This window comes from Aquimarina amphilecti (assembly GCF_900109375.1).
Lineage (GTDB): Bacteria > Bacteroidota > Bacteroidia > Flavobacteriales > Flavobacteriaceae > Aquimarina > Aquimarina amphilecti.
Map to the genome: position 1 here is coordinate 449,336 of NZ_FOAB01000003.1, position 19,004 is coordinate 468,339.

At 33.2% G+C, this 19,004-nt stretch carries 17 protein-coding genes; all 17 read right to left on the reverse strand.

Annotated features, from left to right (window positions below):
• Complete coding sequence (locus BMY33_RS09730; protein ID WP_091407891.1) at nucleotides 1-1,248, reverse strand: ABC transporter permease; 1,248 nt, start codon at nucleotides 1,246-1,248, stop codon at nucleotides 1-3.
• Nucleotides 1,241-1,942: an ABC transporter ATP-binding protein gene (locus BMY33_RS09735; protein WP_027393461.1), complete on the reverse strand. Its 702-nt coding sequence runs from the start codon at nucleotides 1,940-1,942 to the stop codon at nucleotides 1,241-1,243. Before BMY33_RS09735 ends, BMY33_RS09730 begins: the two co-directional genes overlap by 8 nt.
• 233 nt (nucleotides 1,943-2,175) lie before the next feature.
• A complete protein-coding gene (locus BMY33_RS09740; RefSeq protein WP_091407893.1) occupies nucleotides 2,176-2,400 on the reverse strand; it encodes a hypothetical protein in 225 nt (74 codons plus the stop codon).
• 44 nt (nucleotides 2,401-2,444) lie between these two features.
• On the reverse strand, nucleotides 2,445-2,990 hold the full coding sequence (locus BMY33_RS09745) for a DUF420 domain-containing protein (RefSeq protein WP_091407894.1): 546 nt from the start codon (nucleotides 2,988-2,990) through the stop codon (nucleotides 2,445-2,447).
• Nucleotides 2,983-3,717, reverse strand: coding sequence for an SCO family protein (locus BMY33_RS09750; protein ID WP_091407896.1), 735 nt, complete (start codon nucleotides 3,715-3,717; stop codon nucleotides 2,983-2,985). Before BMY33_RS09750 ends, BMY33_RS09745 begins: the two co-directional genes overlap by 8 nt.
• Before the next feature lie 3 nt (nucleotides 3,718-3,720).
• On the reverse strand, nucleotides 3,721-4,374 hold the full coding sequence (locus tag BMY33_RS09755) for a hypothetical protein (protein ID WP_091407897.1): 654 nt from the start codon (nucleotides 4,372-4,374) through the stop codon (nucleotides 3,721-3,723).
• A gap of 109 nt (nucleotides 4,375-4,483) precedes the next feature.
• On the reverse strand, nucleotides 4,484-4,843 hold the full coding sequence (locus BMY33_RS09760; RefSeq protein WP_027393456.1) for a cytochrome C oxidase subunit IV family protein: 360 nt from the start codon (nucleotides 4,841-4,843) through the stop codon (nucleotides 4,484-4,486).
• A gap of 27 nt (nucleotides 4,844-4,870) precedes the next feature.
• Complete coding sequence (locus BMY33_RS09765) at nucleotides 4,871-5,854, reverse strand: cytochrome c oxidase subunit 3 (RefSeq protein WP_091407899.1); 984 nt, start codon at nucleotides 5,852-5,854, stop codon at nucleotides 4,871-4,873.
• A 48-nt stretch (nucleotides 5,855-5,902) separates the two neighbouring features.
• Entirely contained in the window at nucleotides 5,903-6,484 is a 582-nt protein-coding gene (locus tag BMY33_RS09770) for a cytochrome c oxidase subunit 3 (RefSeq protein ID WP_091407900.1), read from the reverse strand.
• Entirely contained in the window at nucleotides 6,475-7,377 is a 903-nt protein-coding gene (cyoE, locus tag BMY33_RS09775) for a heme o synthase (RefSeq protein ID WP_091408183.1), read from the reverse strand. The genes BMY33_RS09770 and cyoE overlap by 10 nt, the downstream gene beginning before the upstream one ends.
• 230 nt (nucleotides 7,378-7,607) lie before the next feature.
• Nucleotides 7,608-8,348, reverse strand: coding sequence for an energy transducer TonB (locus tag BMY33_RS09780; protein WP_091407902.1), 741 nt, complete (start codon nucleotides 8,346-8,348; stop codon nucleotides 7,608-7,610).
• Nucleotides 8,349-8,456: 108 nt separating this feature from the next.
• Nucleotides 8,457-9,200: an energy transducer TonB gene (locus tag BMY33_RS09785; RefSeq protein ID WP_091407904.1), complete on the reverse strand. Its 744-nt coding sequence runs from the start codon at nucleotides 9,198-9,200 to the stop codon at nucleotides 8,457-8,459.
• A 110-nt stretch (nucleotides 9,201-9,310) separates the two neighbouring features.
• Nucleotides 9,311-10,036: an energy transducer TonB gene (locus BMY33_RS09790; protein WP_091407905.1), complete on the reverse strand. Its 726-nt coding sequence runs from the start codon at nucleotides 10,034-10,036 to the stop codon at nucleotides 9,311-9,313.
• 153 nt (nucleotides 10,037-10,189) lie between these two features.
• Entirely contained in the window at nucleotides 10,190-10,582 is a 393-nt protein-coding gene (locus BMY33_RS09795) for a VanZ family protein (RefSeq protein ID WP_091407907.1), read from the reverse strand.
• Nucleotides 10,575-10,955, reverse strand: coding sequence for a glycine cleavage system protein GcvH (gene gcvH / locus BMY33_RS09800; RefSeq protein ID WP_091407908.1), 381 nt, complete (start codon nucleotides 10,953-10,955; stop codon nucleotides 10,575-10,577). The genes BMY33_RS09795 and gcvH overlap by 8 nt, the downstream gene beginning before the upstream one ends.
• A 165-nt stretch (nucleotides 10,956-11,120) precedes the next feature.
• Entirely contained in the window at nucleotides 11,121-18,305 is a 7,185-nt protein-coding gene (gene sov / locus BMY33_RS09805; protein WP_342028424.1) for a T9SS outer membrane translocon Sov/SprA, read from the reverse strand.
• A gap of 5 nt (nucleotides 18,306-18,310) precedes the next feature.
• Nucleotides 18,311-18,892 (reverse strand): Holliday junction branch migration protein RuvA, encoded by a 582-nt coding sequence (gene ruvA, locus BMY33_RS09810; protein WP_091407910.1) that lies wholly within the window; start codon nucleotides 18,890-18,892, stop codon nucleotides 18,311-18,313.
• Nucleotides 18,893-19,004 lie beyond the last annotated feature (112 nt).

Genomic DNA, 19,004 nt, shown 5'->3' on the forward strand with positions numbered 1-19,004 from the left:
TTATTCGTCTCTAAGTGCTACAATAGGTTTAATTTTTGCTGCTCTCCAAGCCGGAAAAAAACCTGCAATTGCTCCTGCAAAAATCAATATAAATACGGTCGTCAAAGCGACATTAAAATTCACTGACGGACTAGATATAAAATCAGTTTTAATCATTGGTCCTAATAATTCTAACAAGATCAATCCAAAAATTAATCCGGTAAAGCCTGCAATTGCAGTTACAAATATTGCTTCGTGTAAGATCATACCTATTATTGAAGAAGGCATTGCTCCAATTGCTTTACGAATACCAATTTCTTTGGTTCGCTCTTTAACAATGATAAGCATGATATTACTTACACCTACTACTCCCGCGATAATCGTACATACTCCTACCCACCAAAAGAAAGCTTTAATCATAAAAATCAAGCTATAGAACCTTTTTGCCTGTTCTAAAGAATTACCTATCCCAATAGCTCTCTCATCCGTTGGAGCTATTATGTGTTTGTTTTTCAAATAAGTAGTTATTGCCGCAACGAACTCTTCTGACTTAGCAACTGCCGTTTCGAAATCTTTTTCAGGTTTTAGGGTGTAAGACAGGTTATTAATGTTCTGCCCTCTATTAAAGACTTGTTGAGCGGTTGTGGATGGAACAGAAACTTGTTCTTCTTCTCGCTCACCTCCTTTATCAATATAAACCCCAACTACTTTAAAAGGAATATCATTAAGCTTTATATATTTCCCTATTGGATCTTCGTCATTTTTGAACAAAGCTTCTTTTACTTTGTTACCAATGGCTACAATTTTACCTTTTTCATTAATATCTTGTTGATTAATGAATCTACCAGAAACCATTGATTGGTTTTCTATAAATTGAAAACCAGGAAAAATTCCTTCTATTCTATAATTTCCAGATTCCTTTTTATAAGAAATAACTGAATTCCATATTCTAACTCTAGAAGATTCATATTCTATAACATCTTCATTGGTTTTATGAATAAAATCAAAATCCTCATTAGTCATACTAAAAAACCTCCCTGGATTTAAACCTTTATACTCAACAGAAGTTGGTCTTGTCCAAACCCAAATACTATTAGATGCATCTCCCTCAAACTCTTGTGAAATTCCGTTTTGCATACCTTGACCTACTCCAAGAAGAATTACTAGGATGAATATTCCTGAAGCAACAGAAAGTCCCGTCAAAAAAGTACGCAGTTTATTCTTAGCAATTGTATCAAATATTTCTTGCCAACGCTCTATATTAAACATATGAATTTGCTCTTACTTGTTCTACTATTCCATCATCAATGATAAGACCATCTTTAAGATTAACGATACGCTTACTCATATGAGCTATATCCTCTTCATGTGTTACAATCAGAATGGTTTTTCCTTCATCATTAATACCTTGAATCAATTCCATTACCTCATAAGAGGTTTTTGTATCAAGGGCACCAGTGGGCTCATCTGCTAATAAAACTTTTGGTTCTGAGGCAAGAGCTCTCGCAATTGCCACACGTTGTTTTTGTCCTCCTGATAATTCATTAGGAAGGTGGGTGGCCCAATCTGCTAAACCAACTTTTTCCAAATAGTGAAGTGCTTTATCTGTTCTTTCTTTTCTTTTAATGCCTTGATAATACAATGGCATTGCTACATTATCTAGTGCATTTTTATAATTAATAAGATTGAATGATTGAAATATAAACCCTAAGAACTTATTTCTATACCTAGCTGCTATTTTTTCATTCAAATCTTTAATCGGTATGTTATCCAAAAAATAACTCCCAGTATCTGCTTCATCTAACATTCCAAGAATATTAAGCAATGTAGATTTTCCGGAACCCGAAGATCCCATAATAGCTACAAGCTCACCTTCTTTAACGTTGAAATTAATTCCTTTTAGGACATGAAGGGAATTGCTTCCCATTTGGTAAGATTTATGCAAGTCTTTGATTTCAATCATAACACAAGATTAAAATTTATTAGACACCTAATTGGTATCCCTGTTTTTTTTAACAAGACTTACACTGTATCGTGTAATAAATTCTAGTAGATCAATTTCTAGTTTCCCCTTAGAAATAAATTTAATTGGTTAGTGTAGTCTTATATCATAAGACTTCTCCTACATCACATTCGTTACACTTCTATATGTTATGAATATGTTAAAGATTTAAAATCACGAAAATGATTAGGATATTAGACTTTAGCAGGCTTTTTTTTATTTCGATATATAAAGTATCCTACGACCCCAATAAGTACATAAGGGACAATCATTAAATATACGATTCCATTATTAATTCCTTTGGCTGTTTTTTGCCCTTCTTCACTTTCTAAGACCGCTCGACACATAGCACATTGAGCATCAACTGGGATTGCAAAGAATAGTAACAAAATTGATATGTAGAATATTTTTGTTTTCATTTTTGTATTCTAGTCTACCTTAACAACAAACTAGATTTTTAACATTAATTATAATACGGCGAAATCATCAAGTAAACTATTACTCCTGTTATTGCAACATATAACCATATAGGAAAGGTGATTTTTGCAATTTTCCGATGTCTATCAAAACTTTTTGCCAAAGCTCTAACATATGTAATCAAAACAAATGGGATCACAATAATGGATAAAACTATATGTGTTATTAATATGAAATAGTACACATACCTTATCGCTCCTTCTCCTCCAAACTTCGTAGAATCACTTGTCATATGATAAGCAATATACATCACTAAAAACATTACCGAACAGGTAATAGCAAATTTCATTAAGTTCTCGTGTAGTTGTAACTTCTTATTCTTAACAGCCCAAAGCGCTGCCATAAGAACAACAGCCGTTAATCCATTAATACTTGCATAAATTGGTGGTAAAAAAGTAAGTGGTTCAACATCATAACCCAATTTGCGTAAGTTCACACCAAACAACGCAGCTACAGCTATTGGTATTACAATCGATAAGATAACAATCCACTTATTATATTTCTTTTCTACCTCAGAAGTACTTTTATTCATTTTCTTTTAATAACTTTTTAATATCCTCTAATAGCACTGTAACTTGTTCTTCTTCTCCGTTTTCATCCATCTTTTCTTCAACACCTATTGTACCTCTATAGTAAATAATAGGATTACCCGAAGCATCATAACGTGACCTAATATACCCTTCTTGGTCTATAAGTGCAAAATATCCATTATGCTCAAATCCTCCAGGAACCTCCGGATTTTCTGCTGCATAAATATTAAAACCAGCATTAGCCAATTCATATAAATCTTCTCGCTCTCCTGTAAGCAAGTTCCAATCTGGATTAACTATTCCATAATTTTCTGCATATTTTTTAAGAATCCGAGGTGTATCTCTTTTAGGATTAATCGTAAAAGATGCTATTCCAAAATTTTGATAATCTTTAAGTTTATTTTGTAAATAAACTAGATTACGACTCATTTTAGGGCAGATAGTAGGGCAACTAGTAAAGAAAAAATCCACTACATATACTTTCCCTTTATAATCATGATTAGTAATCAATAAACTATCTTGATTTAGAAATGCGAATTCTGGAACTTTTCTAGGTTTGCCATTAATCTTTAAGTATGAAAGTTTTTCATTAGCTACAGGATTATCAGCACTCATTCTATCATTTTTAACAATAGAAGTATCCTTTACTCTATTTACAATTTTAGGAATAAAAATAATTCCAAAAATCAGAATTACAAATGATATACCTACATATGAATATTTTTTCATCCCTTATCTTTCTTTACGATCTGCTTTATATTTTTTCAATGCTAAACGGTATTCAGCTAGGATAACTTTTACATCATCTACCATTACGTTGTTTAGATCAGCAACAGAACTAGTATCGTATCCGTAAACCTTTAGTTCATTTTTCGCTTGGTTTTCTTCCCTTCCTCTTAGATTTGCATCCTTATCAATAATAAAAACATAATTGGTAGCATTTTTATCATTTAATTCATAAGGTGTTTTAAGTCCTTTAAAAAACCGTTGTATACTCTCTGGAGTACCAAAAAGAAACTTCCAACCAGAAACATCAGTAATATCATCTAATTCTTCTAAAAGATCTTTAGCAGCACTTTCACTTCCGTATGGCAATACCATTACTAATTGAAAATCCCTAAACTCTTGATTCTTCTTATAAATTTTCTGATTTAGATTAAACGCGTTCCCTTTTTTGTTAGCTACATCTTCCCCAAAAAAACCTAAAATTGTAATCTTATCTTCTAATGTAATTCGTTCTTTTGTAAGACTTTCAAAATCATCTAAATTTCCTATAGACTTTTCTAGCACAGGAAGTTTAGAAAAATTATCAACTGCTGAAGCAAAAAACAAATACATTACTATTGGTAGTATAAATAGTATCCCAAGAACTAAAAATTTTTTCATTAAATCATTTACTTTACTTCGTTTACAAAAATAAAAAAGACGGTTGAAAACAACCGTCTTTTACTATCTTTTATTATGTTTTTAACTTAAAAACAACGATGGGCTTTAATTAAAAGTCCCAACTTTTGTGTCCAGCCTTAAATACTTCATAAATGTAATCACCTTCTGTTAATAATATAAATATTAAATAACTAATAAGGAATACTGCCGTCCATACTACTGCTCTACGTAAACCTTTAGTTTCACCTTCCATGTGCATAAAAGACCAAGTAATATAATAGGCTTTGTATATAGTAAGAATTATGAAAATCCAATTAAGTAATTTCATACTAATTACTGTAGTTTCTATTAAAAATGCAGGTTTTATAATACCTAAAATTACTTCTACTATCGTAACTACAGATAATAAAATAAATACTTTCCAGATTTTAGCCGTATTCGATTCGTGATGTGCTGTATCGTGTGCCATAATATCTATTATAAATTCTTTTAATTATTAAACTAGGTAGAAGAATGTAAATACAAATACCCATACCAAATCGACAAAGTGCCAATAAAGACCTACTTTTTCGACCATCTCATAGTTCTTCCTTCTTTCATAGGTTCCTATTATCACATTAAAAAATATGATGATATTAATTACAACACCGGATAATACGTGAAATCCGTGAAAACCAGTAATAAAGAAAAAGAAATTAGCAAACAAAGGTGTTCCATATTCATTATGAACCAAATTAGCTCCTTCTACAACACCAATAGCATCAGTATTCAATCTTCTTAAAGATTCTTCTCTAGTTAATATTGTTTTTTCTCCTTTCTCGGTAAGAATTTGAGTTCTTATCAAAAGATCGCTTCTTTTAGAAAAACCTGCTCTAATCTCATCAACAGTGTATGTAGGTAGCGTTCCTTCCTTATCGTACCAAATACCCATTTTACTTTCATGCTGTAGTCTTTCCTTGTGATTATCTACAACAGCAATATCATGTAATGCTACTCTATGACCATCTTTATCAACAAATTGTAATATCTGACCACCTTTAGTCTCTATAGCTCCATACTCTCCTTTGATGAAATTTTTCCACTCCCAAGCCTGAGAACCAACGAATATTGCACCTCCAATAATAGTAAGAAACATATAAAGAATAACTTTCTTTTGTTTCATTTGATGACCAGCATCTACAGCAAGTACCATTGTCACAGAAGAAAATATCAATATAAATGTCATTAATGCCACATAGTACATCGGTGCATCTACGCCATGAAGAAACGGGAAGTGATTAAACACTTCATCCGCTATCGGCCATGAATCAATAAATTTAAATCTCGAAAAACCGTAAGCAGCAAGAAACCCAGAGAATGTAAGCGCATCAGATAGGATAAAAAACCACATCATCATCTTACCATAACTCACCTTGAGTGGCTGATTGCCTCCGCCCCAAGTTTTACCTTCTGTACCTGTATTAGTAACAGTTGTTTCCATATAAAGAATTTGGTATTGTTAAATTTTCCACAAAAGTAATCAATTTTATTATCTCACAAAATATAAAAATAAAAAGAGATAAACCCACAAAACATCTACGAAATGCCAATACATAGCACCCAGTTCTAAACCAAGGGTTTGCCCTCTTTTATACTTTTGTTTAAAATGATTATAAATTACGACTAAAAGTACTAGTAGCCCAACAATTACGTGAACTATATGTAATACTACAATGATATACAAAAATGTTGGAACAATATTAGCAGATGGCCCTGTAAAATAATAGCCTTGTGACATAATATCTTCAAAACCCTGAAATTGCATAAAAACAAATAATACTCCTAACCCAAACGTAGTTAACAACAATAATGTTGCTAAACTTCGATTTTGATTATCAATTGCCTTTTTTGAAAGAAAAAACGATATACTACTAGCTATAATTACCAAAACACTTAAAATAAAAGCATTCGGAAAAACTAAATCTGTTAACCAATCTTCCCTTGTTTTACTAACTACATAAGCACTTGTAAGACCCGCAAACGTCATAGTCATGCTTATCATCGCAAACCACATCATGGTCTTTTTTGCTCTCTTCTGTTTTTCGTTTGTTGTTCCTTGGGTTAAATCCATGCACGAATAAATTTATCTGCTACATATATAATTTGTAACAATGTTATATAAGACACACTAGCCAACATTAATTGTTTAGCTGTTTTAGCATCTCTAACTTTATATAAACGAATTGCATATCGCAATAAAAAGACTCCTAGTATCAATATTAGAACTCCCGAAATCGGAGTAATGTATAATTTGCCAGTAACACCAAATACTGGTATTAATGACGTTGCTACAGTCCACACAGTGTATATTACAATTTGTGTAGCAGTACTTTTATCTCTTTTACCAGTAGGCAACATAAAGAAACCTCCTTTTTTATAATCGTCAAATAAAAACCAACCTATTGCCCAAAAATGAGGAAATTGCCAGAAAAACTGTATCATAAACAAGGTACCAGGCTCTATTCCAAAATCATTGGTAGCTGCAACCCATCCCAACATAAACGGAATAGCACCAGGAATAGCTCCTACAAATACAGATAAAGGTGTTTTTGTTTTTAACGGTGTATACAGGCTAACATAAATAAATATAGAAATCGCACCAAACATGGCAGTTTGAGGATTAATAAAATATAAAACAGAAATACCCGAAATAGTAAATACCGCAGCAATAATGAAGGCAGTGTTTACCGTCATTCTACCAGAAGGAATTGGCCTGTTTTTAGTACGATCCATCAAAACATCAAGATCTCGTTCTATAATTTGATTAAAAGCGTTAGATGCCCCGACCATAAAATACCCTCCTATTGCCAAAAGCACTAAAGTACTCCAAGAAATAGTGTCTACTCCTAAAAGATAACCAGCTACGGAAGAGAATACTACACTTAATGCTAAACGCATTTTAGTGATCTCTTTAAAATCCTGAATAACAGAAACTTTGGCAGTATCGACTTGGGTTATACTCAAATTTTGCACGTTAACTAAATGTCTTTTTAAAAAAGTTGTGCAAAGATATGCCTTAAATGGATTATAGACAACTTATAACTATTTATAATTCACCTTTTAACAACTGTTTTATCTTAAAACAGTCATTTAGCTATAATTAAGGGAGCAATAATGAAGTGCAATCAACTTATGGAGAAAACAAACTTTAAAAAAAACCCCGATCTATCAAAGACAGATAGGGTTTTAAAAACTTAATTTTGAATTTTAAATGTAATAGGTAAAATATATTTAACCTTCACTGATTCATCACCTATTTTACCAGGCCTCATATTTGAAAATTTCTTTACCACTCTTCTAGCTTCTTTTTCCAAAGCAGGATGTGGCGCCCTAACCTTAACGTCATTTATAACCCCATCTTTATCTACTTGAAATTGAACATAAATCCTTTGCAATCCTTTAAGACCATACTCAGCACCGAGGTCAGCATTGAACTTTCTTGAAACAATTTGTTTAATTTTACCAGAAAGACATGATATTCTCTCATCATTAGTGTCTAAATCCTCACATCCTGGATAAATAGGTGCTACGGCAACTTTATCAATATCATAAACAACTTCCTCTGTATTACCTATATCAGGAATAGAATCTACCGGAACTTCCTTGGACCTTGAATCATCGCCTCCTGTGGTTAGCACCTTTTTAAGATCTTCTAAAGCTGTATTATCATCCACCTCTTTTGGCTTTGTCCAGTCAGGTTTCTTGGTCATCTTTGTTTTAACAACCTCTTTCTTAGGCTCTTCTTCAACCTTAAACACATCCATCGTAAAACTCACTTCTTCATTTTCATTAGAAGCAATTTCAGGAGGTTCAACCACAGAAATAGAGGAATACATCTCGAACATTACAAAAGTGAATAATAGGCTAGCTATAAGCCCAATTTGAAAACTTACCAATGTACTTTTTCGTACATTAGCATCATGCTTGTTACTCATACTATTTAGTTTTAACGTTACAATTAAAATCTGGATCAACAAGCATACCAAAAAGGAATCCCGCTTACGATTATCGTAACGGGATTCTAATATTATATACTATTTCGTTTAGTTTTGAATCTTAAACACTATCGGTAATTGATATTTCACTGTTACTGGTGTCTGGCGCTGTTTACCTGGCGTCATTGTTGGGAATAGACGAATTACTCTTTCTGCTTCCTTTTTTAGTTTTGGATGCGGAGCTCGTACCTGTATATTCTGTATAGTTCCATCTGCCGCCACATCAAACAATGCATATATCCTTTGCACACCACTAAGGCCATAATCACTTCCAATACCTGTATTAAATTTTCTAGAAATGATTTTACTAATCTTCTCAGAAAAACATGCTGCTTTTTCCTTGTTAGTCTTTAAACGTTCACACCCAGGAAAAATAGGCACATCCTCTACTACTGAAAAAGGCACATTATCAGGAATTTCCTCCTCTTCTTTATCCTCTATTGCATCAGGATTAAATGAAGTAGTTTCCTCAGGTTCTTCATTTTTAAACTCTTCTGTTACATCATCTAGAACCACATCATCTTCTACAACATCAAAATCAGTTGGATCTGGAATGGGAACAGGCTTCTTTTGTGCAACTACCTTTTGTTCCGGCTCTTGATAAACCTCAAATGCGCCATCCCAAACAAATGACTCATCCTCTAAAACTACTTCTTTATCAGAAGCTTTATTAATGGGTTGTGAGGTGTACACCTCAAACATCACATAAGTGAATAATAGACTTGCTACAAGTCCAATCTGAAAGTTCACTAATGTGCCTTTTCGCACATTAGCATCATGCTTGTTACTCATATTATTTAGTTTTAACGTTACAGTTAATACTAAACACAACAAGCATACCAAAAAAGAATCCCCTTTGTATTATTACAAAGGGGATCAAAATATTTTAAAAAATACCTTACTTAATCCTGAACTTGGAAAACAATTGGTAAAGAATACAGTACACCTACCGCTTTTCCTCTTTGTTTACCTGGTGTCATTTTAGGTAACATTTTTATAACTCTTTGAGCTTCTTTTTCTAATCTTGGATGTGGCCCTCTGGCTTGAACACCAACGATTTTACCACTTCTATCAATTTTAAAACGAACATAAATCCTGTTCACTCCAGAAAGACCTAATTCACTTCCTAACTCTGTATTAAACTTACGGTTAACAAACTTCTTAACCTTATCACTCATACACTTCTTTTTTGCAGTGTTTCCAGCCTCTTTTTCACAACCAGGAAAAACCGGTACATTTTCAATTACTGCAAAAGGAACATCAGCAATTTCTTCTTCTTCTTCAACATCTTCTACCTCTTCTACCTCAACTATCTCTTCTTCCTGATTTGTTTCAGTAGATTCGATAATAGTCTCTTCTACCTCTTCCTCATCTTCTACAACATCGATAATTTCTGGTGCTGGAGGTGGAGGTGGAGGTGGAGGTGGTGTATTTAAATTCTGAGTAATAGGCACTTCCTCTTCCTCTAATTCATCAAGGTTAACTTGACCTATATCAATATTACTTCTGTCATAGGTTTTCCACTCTATACTTTGCCAAGTAACAAACAAAACTAAAATTAGTCCAAGTTGTAAAAACAAGGCACTTTTTTTGGTCAAATCTGCTTTAGGATTTTTCTTCGGTTCCATACTACAATGTTATTATATGATTGCTAAAATAGCTAATTTCTTTTGTAATTTCCAATTAAACGTAAAAATGTAAACCTAAAAATGCAATTTTTAACTTTTAAAACACACATTTTATCTATCTCATAAAACGTACATAGTTCCATAAATTTAATATTACGAAACTTTTATTCTAAAGCTAACTAATTTGTTTTTAAGCATTATCATCACTATTACTGCTAAAACAATGCCAGAAGTATTTGCTAAAACGTCATTCCAATCAGAATTTCTATAGCTAGTTAAGGTATCTTGACAAAATTCCATCAACAACCCAAACAAAAAGGCAAAAACAGCTGAAATTAACAAACTTTTAGAAAAACTCATTGACTGTTTTCTCGAAAAAAAGAAAAACAAAAACCAAACTATTGCAAATACAAAATATGCTAAAAAGTGTCCGATTTTATCACTTCCTTCTACCTTAATATCAACTGGAATAAGAACTTTTGCTAAAGATAACCAGGTTATCACGCAGGTATACAATACCGCTAGCCAAAGCAAATATCTACGCACCTATAAGTTCTTTGTACCCATCAGCAGATAAAAGCTCATCCACCTGAGAAGCGTCAGCAATTTTAATTTTCACCATCCATCCGTCACCGTATGGGTCTGTATTAACTAGTTCTGGATCGCTCTCTAAAGTCTCATTGAATTCAGTAATCTCTCCTGTTAATGGAAGGAATAAATCCGAAACTGTTTTTACAGCCTCCACGGTTCCAAAAACTTCTTCTTGTTCTAATTCTTCTCCAACTGTCTCAACCTCGACATAAACGATATCACCTAATTCTCCTTGCGCAAAATCAGTAATTCCTACCGTAGCTATATCTCCATCAATCTTGATCCATTCGTGATCTTTTGTATATTTTAATTCTGAAGGAATATTCATCCGAAATAGTATTTAAAATGTTGTTATTATTTTGAAGACGAAAATAAATTTATTTTATCAAATTTTAGAAAAACAGATCTAAAATTTATTAAAAATTAATCATTAACGGGTTTAATTAAAAAAAACTAACAAATCTCTTTTTTAATCAATCACACAAAACCATCACTAATTCCCAAAATTATATCTTAATGTAAAGCCTCCTCTAATCGTAGTTTGTGGAAAAGCTGTTGAAATTGAATACTTGGAAAAAGTATGATCATAAAACAACAAGGCTGTCAAATTTTTACTCAACGCATAATCGGTTGTAAACTTAATCCCATAAATATCCTGTCCAGCTGTAACTTGCGTATTATCTATATCCAGATACCTAATTATTGTCTCATTTTGACGAAGTGATAAATCAGCTCTAAAATTAAGGTCACTCTTTAAGGTGGTCTTTTTTCCCGCAATTCTAGTGACAAAAGTCAAATCCTGCACCCTATAACCAAGACCAATGATATATTCATTACCTTGAATCTCTGTTAGCAAATTATTATCAAAACTTAAGGACAAAGCCCTATCTTTTTTCCATTCCGCAAGAATTTTTATAGAGTTTTTCATCTCCATATCTAACCTAATTAATGGACTAAATTGTTCTGTAAGATTAACGTTTGCGTATAATTCTGGATTCTTAAAATTATCTCCTTGATCTAATTCATCCGGATTATTCGGATTAAATTCCAGATTTGTCTGAAATTGATTAATTGTATAATTCGCACGATACCCATGTGCCATCGAGAATCTCTTGAAACGTTTTTTAAACCATTTTAGGTTCATTAACCCAGTATATTTAATATCCCAATTAGGCAAAGGAACATCTCTAAAGGCTCCTTTTTGAACGTTTTGAGGATCTGCTCCTGTGTACGCAGCAAGAAACGCTGGTAAAAGTACTGCTTGATTTGTAGGCCCTAAACCAACAGGGAAATTATTCCCAGTTCCTGGATCTATACCTCTTTCCAAAGCTAAGCGCCTTGCAATAATTAATCTATTCTCTCGAAATTTATCAAAAGTTTCTGAATTCAATTCATCACTCTTCTTAAAAGCGGTACCTATTAAAAGAGTTGAAACAGTATAGTTTCCGAAAGTATTTCCTGTTAAGGTCGAATATGGATTGTCTAAGTTTATATTTCCATCAAAATTATCTTCTACATCCAAATTAACTCTATAATTCTCTGTATAAGTTTCAGAATAATTCCTACTAGCACTAATATCAATCTTAAGATCTTTAAGCAAGTCTACGGAAGCCTGTATATTCAATTGTCTTCCTTCTACCTCTCGATATTGCTGATTAAAATCCTGATACAAGGTTAACCATCCATTTCTTGCCGCTAAATCTCTTATTTCGGCTTGACTTCCGAAGGTAAATCCAACGGTAGGTTTTAATGTTCCAACAAATCCTGGTTCACGAACATAACCTGGCAAGAAAATACCATTATCCTGCTGGTAATTAATATTAACTTTCTTAACAGCAGTAACCAAACCTATCGCTGTATTAAGCACTTTATCACCAATAGTAAGCTTACTTGATTTCTTTTTAGTTCTCTTTTTCGAATCAGCTAAAGCAGGCTTAGCTTCTTTACCATCATCGCCCTCTTTTGCTTTTTTCTTTTTCTTAGCTTTCTTTCTTCCTGGTTTCTTCTTAGTCAAACCAACATATTTATAAAGAGTTCCCATATCCAGAGAACCATTTACCGTATGGATATTTGCATTTTGTACAGTGTTTCCTAAATCAGGTATTCCATCTAGATTCTTTAAAGCTTCACTTCCTTTGGTCCACTGAAAATCCGCAGAATAAGAATAGGTTGCTCTCATGAACTTAAATAAAGGAATCTTATTAAACGGTATTTCATAATTAACCTGTAATTGTTGACTATGAAAGTTAGGATCTCCTACATCAAACAAACCACTCCAAACACCAATAGAATCATCTACATTACCATCATCATCGATAAAATTCTTTACAATTCTATTATTAGCAGAATTAAAACTAAAATTAAGTGATTTTGTTAAGTTGTAATTAATACCGAATTGCCAATCAAACAGAAAATTACGCTGTGTTAGTGCCGGCAACCTTAAATCATTTGGCCCTAATGTTATATCCCTAAACACTTGCTCATTAAACTGCCTTGTAATATTCGAATTAACAGAAATACTTGTTGGTAATAAATTAAAATTAAAATCCTTTATCAAATCAAAATACTTACTCTTTCCTAAAAACTTCACCTTCTTAAATGGTTCAACTTCTTTAGGCTGAAAACTAAAGTCATAAGTTCCGCCCAAACGTACACTTTGATCTAATGAATTCTCTATTTCAAAATCATGATGATCTGTTTGGTTATATGTCCCAGAGAACGCTAAGTTTTCTACATCATAAGGCATAGGTTTACTATCACCTGTTCTATCTTTCCGAAGCCCAATTACATTAAAACTTTGTCTTTTTGTATAATTTACAGATTGTCTTCTTATTCTTTCTTTTTCTTCCGGATCTGTCTCATTATCCAACCTATCTTGTAATTCTAAATCTAAAAATTCTGGATCATATTGCGGTGTAATTAACTCTTCTCCTCTACTATAATTAAAAGGAACCTGTAATCCCCATTTCTTAGGTAGTAATTGACCCAAATTTACATTGGTAGTAAGATCGTACTGTTTAACATCTTCAATACTTCGTTCGTTTGGTCCTTGTTCTATACCCCCAAAACCTATTGTACTAATCCTACCAGAAGCACTAACGGTTGCAAAATCAGCTATATTAGCATCCACACTACCCACAGTAGCCCAACCTCCACGGTTTTTAAGATCACTTAAACGCATTTCATTAAACCAAACAGAACCAGATTCACTCGTATTGCTGGCGTTCTTAACTCCAACCATCATCACCTGAATATCTCCAAAATTTGGATTTCCTTTTATTCCAACTCTTAGATTATTTGGTCCATCAAAAAAGTTAAGATTTGAACTATTTAAAGAACCATCTCCTATTACTGTGGCTTTTACTTCCTGAAGAAATTCTAAAGGAAGGTTTAATCTATTCCCTTCAGGCCATACCTGATCAGGAACCCTTGTATTCAAATCAGAAACTTGAAGCGGTAATTCTATCTGATAAAAGTTATTCGTAAAGTCATTACCCATCCTTACAAAAGCGACTAACTCATCATTTGCTAATGAAGATTGACCGGGAAGATTTTCTGCGTGCAAGAATAATTCGAGATTTTCATATTGACGCATGTCTACATTAAAATTTTTATAAACACCTCTAGAGTCATCCGTTTGAAGATCATTTACTGTTAAGGCCAACGATCTTTCATCTTCTCGTATTGTAGTATTATTATTTATCAACTCTTCCCTTCTTACTCCGGGAGGAGTCACATAATTAGGAGTCTCTTCTTCACTAACCGAAGTTACCAACACTTCATTGTCTCCAAAAACATTCAATCCACTTGTTGGATCATTAGTTACATTTCCTAGCTGAACATACCTTCTATAATCTCCTCGAACCAGATCTAATGTAGCAAATCTTAATATTACCGGCTCATCAAAACCAGTTACCACCATCCTCATAAATCGGATAGACCTAAAATCACTAATGTTCCTAGCATTAGTTGGCTCATAAATCGGAACTTTAAAACGAAGCCACCTGTACGCATGATTCTGGCCATTTAAGATCGTTCTATTACCTTCTCTAATATCAGTAACATAACCAGTACCTCCATCGGTACCAACATCCATATTAGGAAAAATCGGTATTTCATACTCAAAATAACTATCTATAGTATTCATAGTATTATCACGATTCACATCCTCTGCTGTTGGAAACGTAGTATTCCCCCGATCTTCATTAGAAACACTTGTTGGCGAGTTTCCTTGCGTTCCATTATAATCATTATATCGTTGTACAATATTACCTTCTCCTTGCAAAAAATATCTATAGTTATCATTGGCAGGATCATTAGGATCAAAAGTTGGAAAAGAAGCTCCTTCTTCTGCATCACTTAATCCATCATATCCAGCATCTTGATTTACTCTTGCCTGTCCTTCTGAGTCAAATGCATAAATTAAAGATTGATTTACAGGAACTTTACCAAAATCCGTTGGAGAAGTATCTGTATCTGTACCGTCCGCTGGGAGTCCATTTTCATACTGTTTTCTTCCATCCTTAAGAACATCTTCACTTATGTTACCAAGGTTAAAAACTATTGTTCCATTTGTAGCATTTGTCAATGGAGCACCTCCACCTCCAGGATCAAAAAATGGATCCATTAACCAAAACTCTATAAACTCTACATTTGATTGCTCAAAATTAGTTGATGTCAATTGACGTGTAATCCCAGCAAAGTTATCTTCAGGGTTTGGCAATACATTATCAGCAGCAGCTTGATCATTATAATTATAAGGGCCACGTTCTGATGGTCTATAATGAAGGTCCAACGGAAATAAGGATAATGTCTGTCCAGGAGGTCTATCTGTATCAGGAAAAATTTCATCTAGAAAAATCCTTCTTGCTGGATTAAACTCTTCATCTTCATCAGAAATACCACTAGGTTTATCATTTGTATAAAATATAGGATCAACTGTATACCAAGATAAATCTGCTCTTCTAAATCCTGATTCTATTCCATCAAGAACCGCATCACTACTTCTAGAATCAAAACCTATTGGTATACTAGAAAGTTCCCAAGACAAAGCCGAACTCACATCTATTTGTGTCTGTGCGCCTTCAAAATCATCTATATATGTAGTTACTTTCCCTCCGAAATCTGCACCTTTTGGAGCTCCTGCAATCAAATAAGCACCTTCTGCCCTAACAGAAACATTAGAAGGTACATCTGTATCAATATTAGGTAATTTATTTACCATCCTGGTTAAGAAAGGAACCTCTGTAGAGTAATTAAGATTAAATCCTAACAAAGTATTATTGATTGGCTCAAAATCGTAACTAGATTTTTGAGTAATAGGCCTTTCATTAAGGTTCAAATACGTTCCACCTAGAATAAAGTTATCACTAAACTTATGTTCTATATTAACTCCTGTAAAACGTTTAGTCTGTTGACCAAATACAGCATTATTCTCCGTAGAAACTTGAATTGGTGTATTAGAAGCTAACAAAGCTTCGTCCAATATATTCACCCTTCCTAACGAATAATTCACAGTATAATCTACACCTTCTTGTAATGTTCTTCCTCCTGCGGTAACCGTAACAGATCCTTGAGGAACGTTAAATGCACCCAGTGGTATTCCATCCTGTCCAGAAGATTTATATCTTCCTTTTAACTGGAAGTATTTATTTTCTGCTGCCTGTTGATCTGCTATTACTTTTGTTTCAGTATACAACTCTCGAAATACATACTTACTTTGGTTATCATTATAATTTAATGGATTATTATAATCATTGGGATTAGTAATACCGTCGTTATCTAACTTATTAAAAAGATGCTGTCCGAAAGGCTCTACTGTGGTAAAAATTACTCTTCCGTTTTCGGGATCAATAGTTAATCCCGGAACATAATCAAAGAAACCATCTCCTGAACCATCCGCTCCTTGTACAGGATCATTATTCGGATTTAATCGATCCATATTAAAAACACTCAATAACCTTGTATCAGCAACATCGTCCGGTAATATTGTAGCAGAACCCTCTGCCTGCGTAATATAATTAACGGGAGACGGATTAGTGTATACTATATTTAACCTAAAATCTTCCGCATTTAATCTAAAGGCTCCAGTACTATAGATGTTTTTCATCATCAGGTCCCAGATTGGAAGATCTACATTAGTTATGGGGCTTTTCAACATTTTTACAACCAAACTATTACTAGAACCTGACTCAACACCCGTTCCTGAATTATCTCCGATTGTAGCATCTACTCCATCATTTGCAAACTCTCCTACTTGAAATACCTCTCCTCCTACTGTATATTGAAACGCAACGGCAAGAACCTCATCATTATTTAACTTTTGATTTAAAGATATATACCCCAACTGAGTATTTAAAGTATACTCACTTTGATTTAATTGTCTTGCATTTTCCAAAACCGCATAATCAAACCCTTCATTAAATCCTGTAATCGCTCCTGTAAACCCTTGCTGTACTGTTGGTATCTGACGTACTGCATCAGTAATTGGTCCTCCAGGTCCTATCGCAGAAGGATCTAAATCATTATTTCTATTATCAGGAAAAGATCCTGCCGGTTGATTAAACAACGAAACTGGTATGGTAAAATTACCCGCATCTGGTGATTCCCCTAAATCTTGAATTGCAACAATATTTCTTGCATCGGTTAGCGTTTGCGCACTTGTAGCTCTGTTCGTTAACCAAACTTCTATTCTAGTAATTTGAATATTATTATTAATAAAAGGATAATTGGTTAACGCCCCATCATAAGTATCTCGAAAATAATGTGATAAGAAATAATGTCTATTATCATCATACTCTAAAGCAAAAATTTCAAAATCCTCAACAGTTCCCCCTCCTTGCACATTAACTGATCTTGTTTCTGATCTTTGTTCAGAATATACAGCAGTAACACTGGTCTTCCCGAACTGTAGTCCAAGCTTTGCTCCAAAAAGACTCTGAGACCCTTGGATCAATGAATTATTGATAGGCATTGTTACATTACCAATCTCAATACTTCTAATAATATCATCTTCTGTTGGAGTATACTCTAACTTTATTTGATTTTGGAAATCAAAAGTTGATTCTGTATCATAATTTGCTGTAATCTGTAATCTTTTACCAACCTTACCCAACAAACTAAGGCTAATTCTTTGATCGAAATCAAAGGTAAAATTACTTCTATTTCTAGGAGAAAAAGCTGGATTATCCTGTTTTGTATACAAAATCCCTAGATCCATCTCAACAGATCCTTGAGGGATTATTTCAATTTCATTACCCCCAAAAATTGATTCGAAAAAATTTGAATTCACATAAAAAATTGGAAGAAGGTTTTTACGCTTCTCTTCGCTTCCATCAGTTTTCCCACTAAAGGCGCTTATTTTCTCTTTAAAATAATCTCTTCTTTGCTCTTGTTCTACTAAATCTTCAAACTCTTCTGGAGTAAGAAACAAAGGGTATCTAACATTAAATGTCCCTAACATTTCACGATATATATAGCGATTTGTTATTGGGTCATATTCATATTTATTTATGATACTGTTAGGATCAGGTAAAGAAATTTCACCTAAAGAAAATGTGGTACTTGTAGAATCACGTACTGTCTCATTTTCCTGACCAAAAAGTACTCCCCCATAAAGTACGATTAAACAAACTAGTCTTTTGAAAAATTTAAAATATAAGGAATGTAATGAACTCAATGTTTTTATAAATTTTTTAGTGCTTGTTTAATAATATTTTCTACTGTTTCGTCGGGGCTGACCTTAAGAATTTTATCTACAACTTTTTCTGATTGTTTTCTATTAAATCCAAGGGTTTCTAATGCAGATAACGCTTCATCTTTATTAGTATTGTTTTGGGACACAGAAAGTTCATCAATATTATAAACTTTAAGAATTTTATCTTTTAGATCAATAATTACACGTTGAGCGGTTTTAGCTCCAATTCCTTTAATGGATTGTATAGTTGCTACATCATTAGAAGCTATGGCATCTTTTATCTGATCAGGGTGTAACGAAGAGAGCATAGTTCTAGCTGTACTTGCTCCAATACCAGAAACAGAAATCAAAAGTCTAAAAATTTCACGTTCAGATTTTTCCGCAAAACCAAATAATGTGTGAGAGTCTTCCTTTACTTGCAGATGCGTATATAATTGTAAAACTTCTTGATCTGGTATTAACGAGAATGTATGCAATGAAACATGTAAAAGGTATCCGACACCATTGCAATCTATCACTACATCTGTTGGATTTTTTTCTACAAGTCGCCCCTTGATTTGTGTAATCATTAGTTAAATGAGTGTTAAGCATCCAAAAGTAAGAAAATTATACTACAATACGGTTTAAAAAAATAAGCTTCAAAAACTTATATTTTTTGAAGCTTATTTTACTATTAAATTT

Excerpts from the sequence above, each read along its gene's own strand:
- BMY33_RS09730 (WP_091407891.1), bottom strand. The coding sequence starts at position 1,248 with ATGTTTAATATAGAGCGTTGGCAAGAAATATTTGATACAATTGCTAAG.
- BMY33_RS09735 (WP_027393461.1), bottom strand. The coding sequence starts at position 1,942 with ATGATTGAAATCAAAGACTTGCATAAATCTTACCAAATGGGAAGCAAT.
- BMY33_RS09740 (WP_091407893.1), bottom strand. The coding sequence starts at position 2,400 with ATGAAAACAAAAATATTCTACATATCAATTTTGTTACTATTCTTTGCA.
- BMY33_RS09745 (WP_091407894.1), bottom strand. The coding sequence starts at position 2,990 with ATGAATAAAAGTACTTCTGAGGTAGAAAAGAAATATAATAAGTGGATT.
- BMY33_RS09750 (WP_091407896.1), bottom strand. The coding sequence starts at position 3,717 with ATGAAAAAATATTCATATGTAGGTATATCATTTGTAATTCTGATTTTT.
- BMY33_RS09755 (WP_091407897.1), bottom strand. The coding sequence starts at position 4,374 with ATGAAAAAATTTTTAGTTCTTGGGATACTATTTATACTACCAATAGTA.
- BMY33_RS09760 (WP_027393456.1), bottom strand. The coding sequence starts at position 4,843 with ATGGCACACGATACAGCACATCACGAATCGAATACGGCTAAAATCTGG.
- BMY33_RS09765 (WP_091407899.1), bottom strand. The coding sequence starts at position 5,854 with ATGGAAACAACTGTTACTAATACAGGTACAGAAGGTAAAACTTGGGGC.
- BMY33_RS09770 (WP_091407900.1), bottom strand. The coding sequence starts at position 6,484 with ATGGATTTAACCCAAGGAACAACAAACGAAAAACAGAAGAGAGCAAAA.
- BMY33_RS09780 (WP_091407902.1), bottom strand. The coding sequence starts at position 8,348 with ATGAGTAACAAGCATGATGCTAATGTACGAAAAAGTACATTGGTAAGT.
- BMY33_RS09785 (WP_091407904.1), bottom strand. The coding sequence starts at position 9,200 with ATGAGTAACAAGCATGATGCTAATGTGCGAAAAGGCACATTAGTGAAC.
- BMY33_RS09790 (WP_091407905.1), bottom strand. The coding sequence starts at position 10,036 with ATGGAACCGAAGAAAAATCCTAAAGCAGATTTGACCAAAAAAAGTGCC.
- gcvH (WP_091407908.1), bottom strand. The coding sequence starts at position 10,955 with ATGAATATTCCTTCAGAATTAAAATATACAAAAGATCACGAATGGATC.
- ruvA (WP_091407910.1), bottom strand. The coding sequence starts at position 18,892 with ATGATTACACAAATCAAGGGGCGACTTGTAGAAAAAAATCCAACAGAT.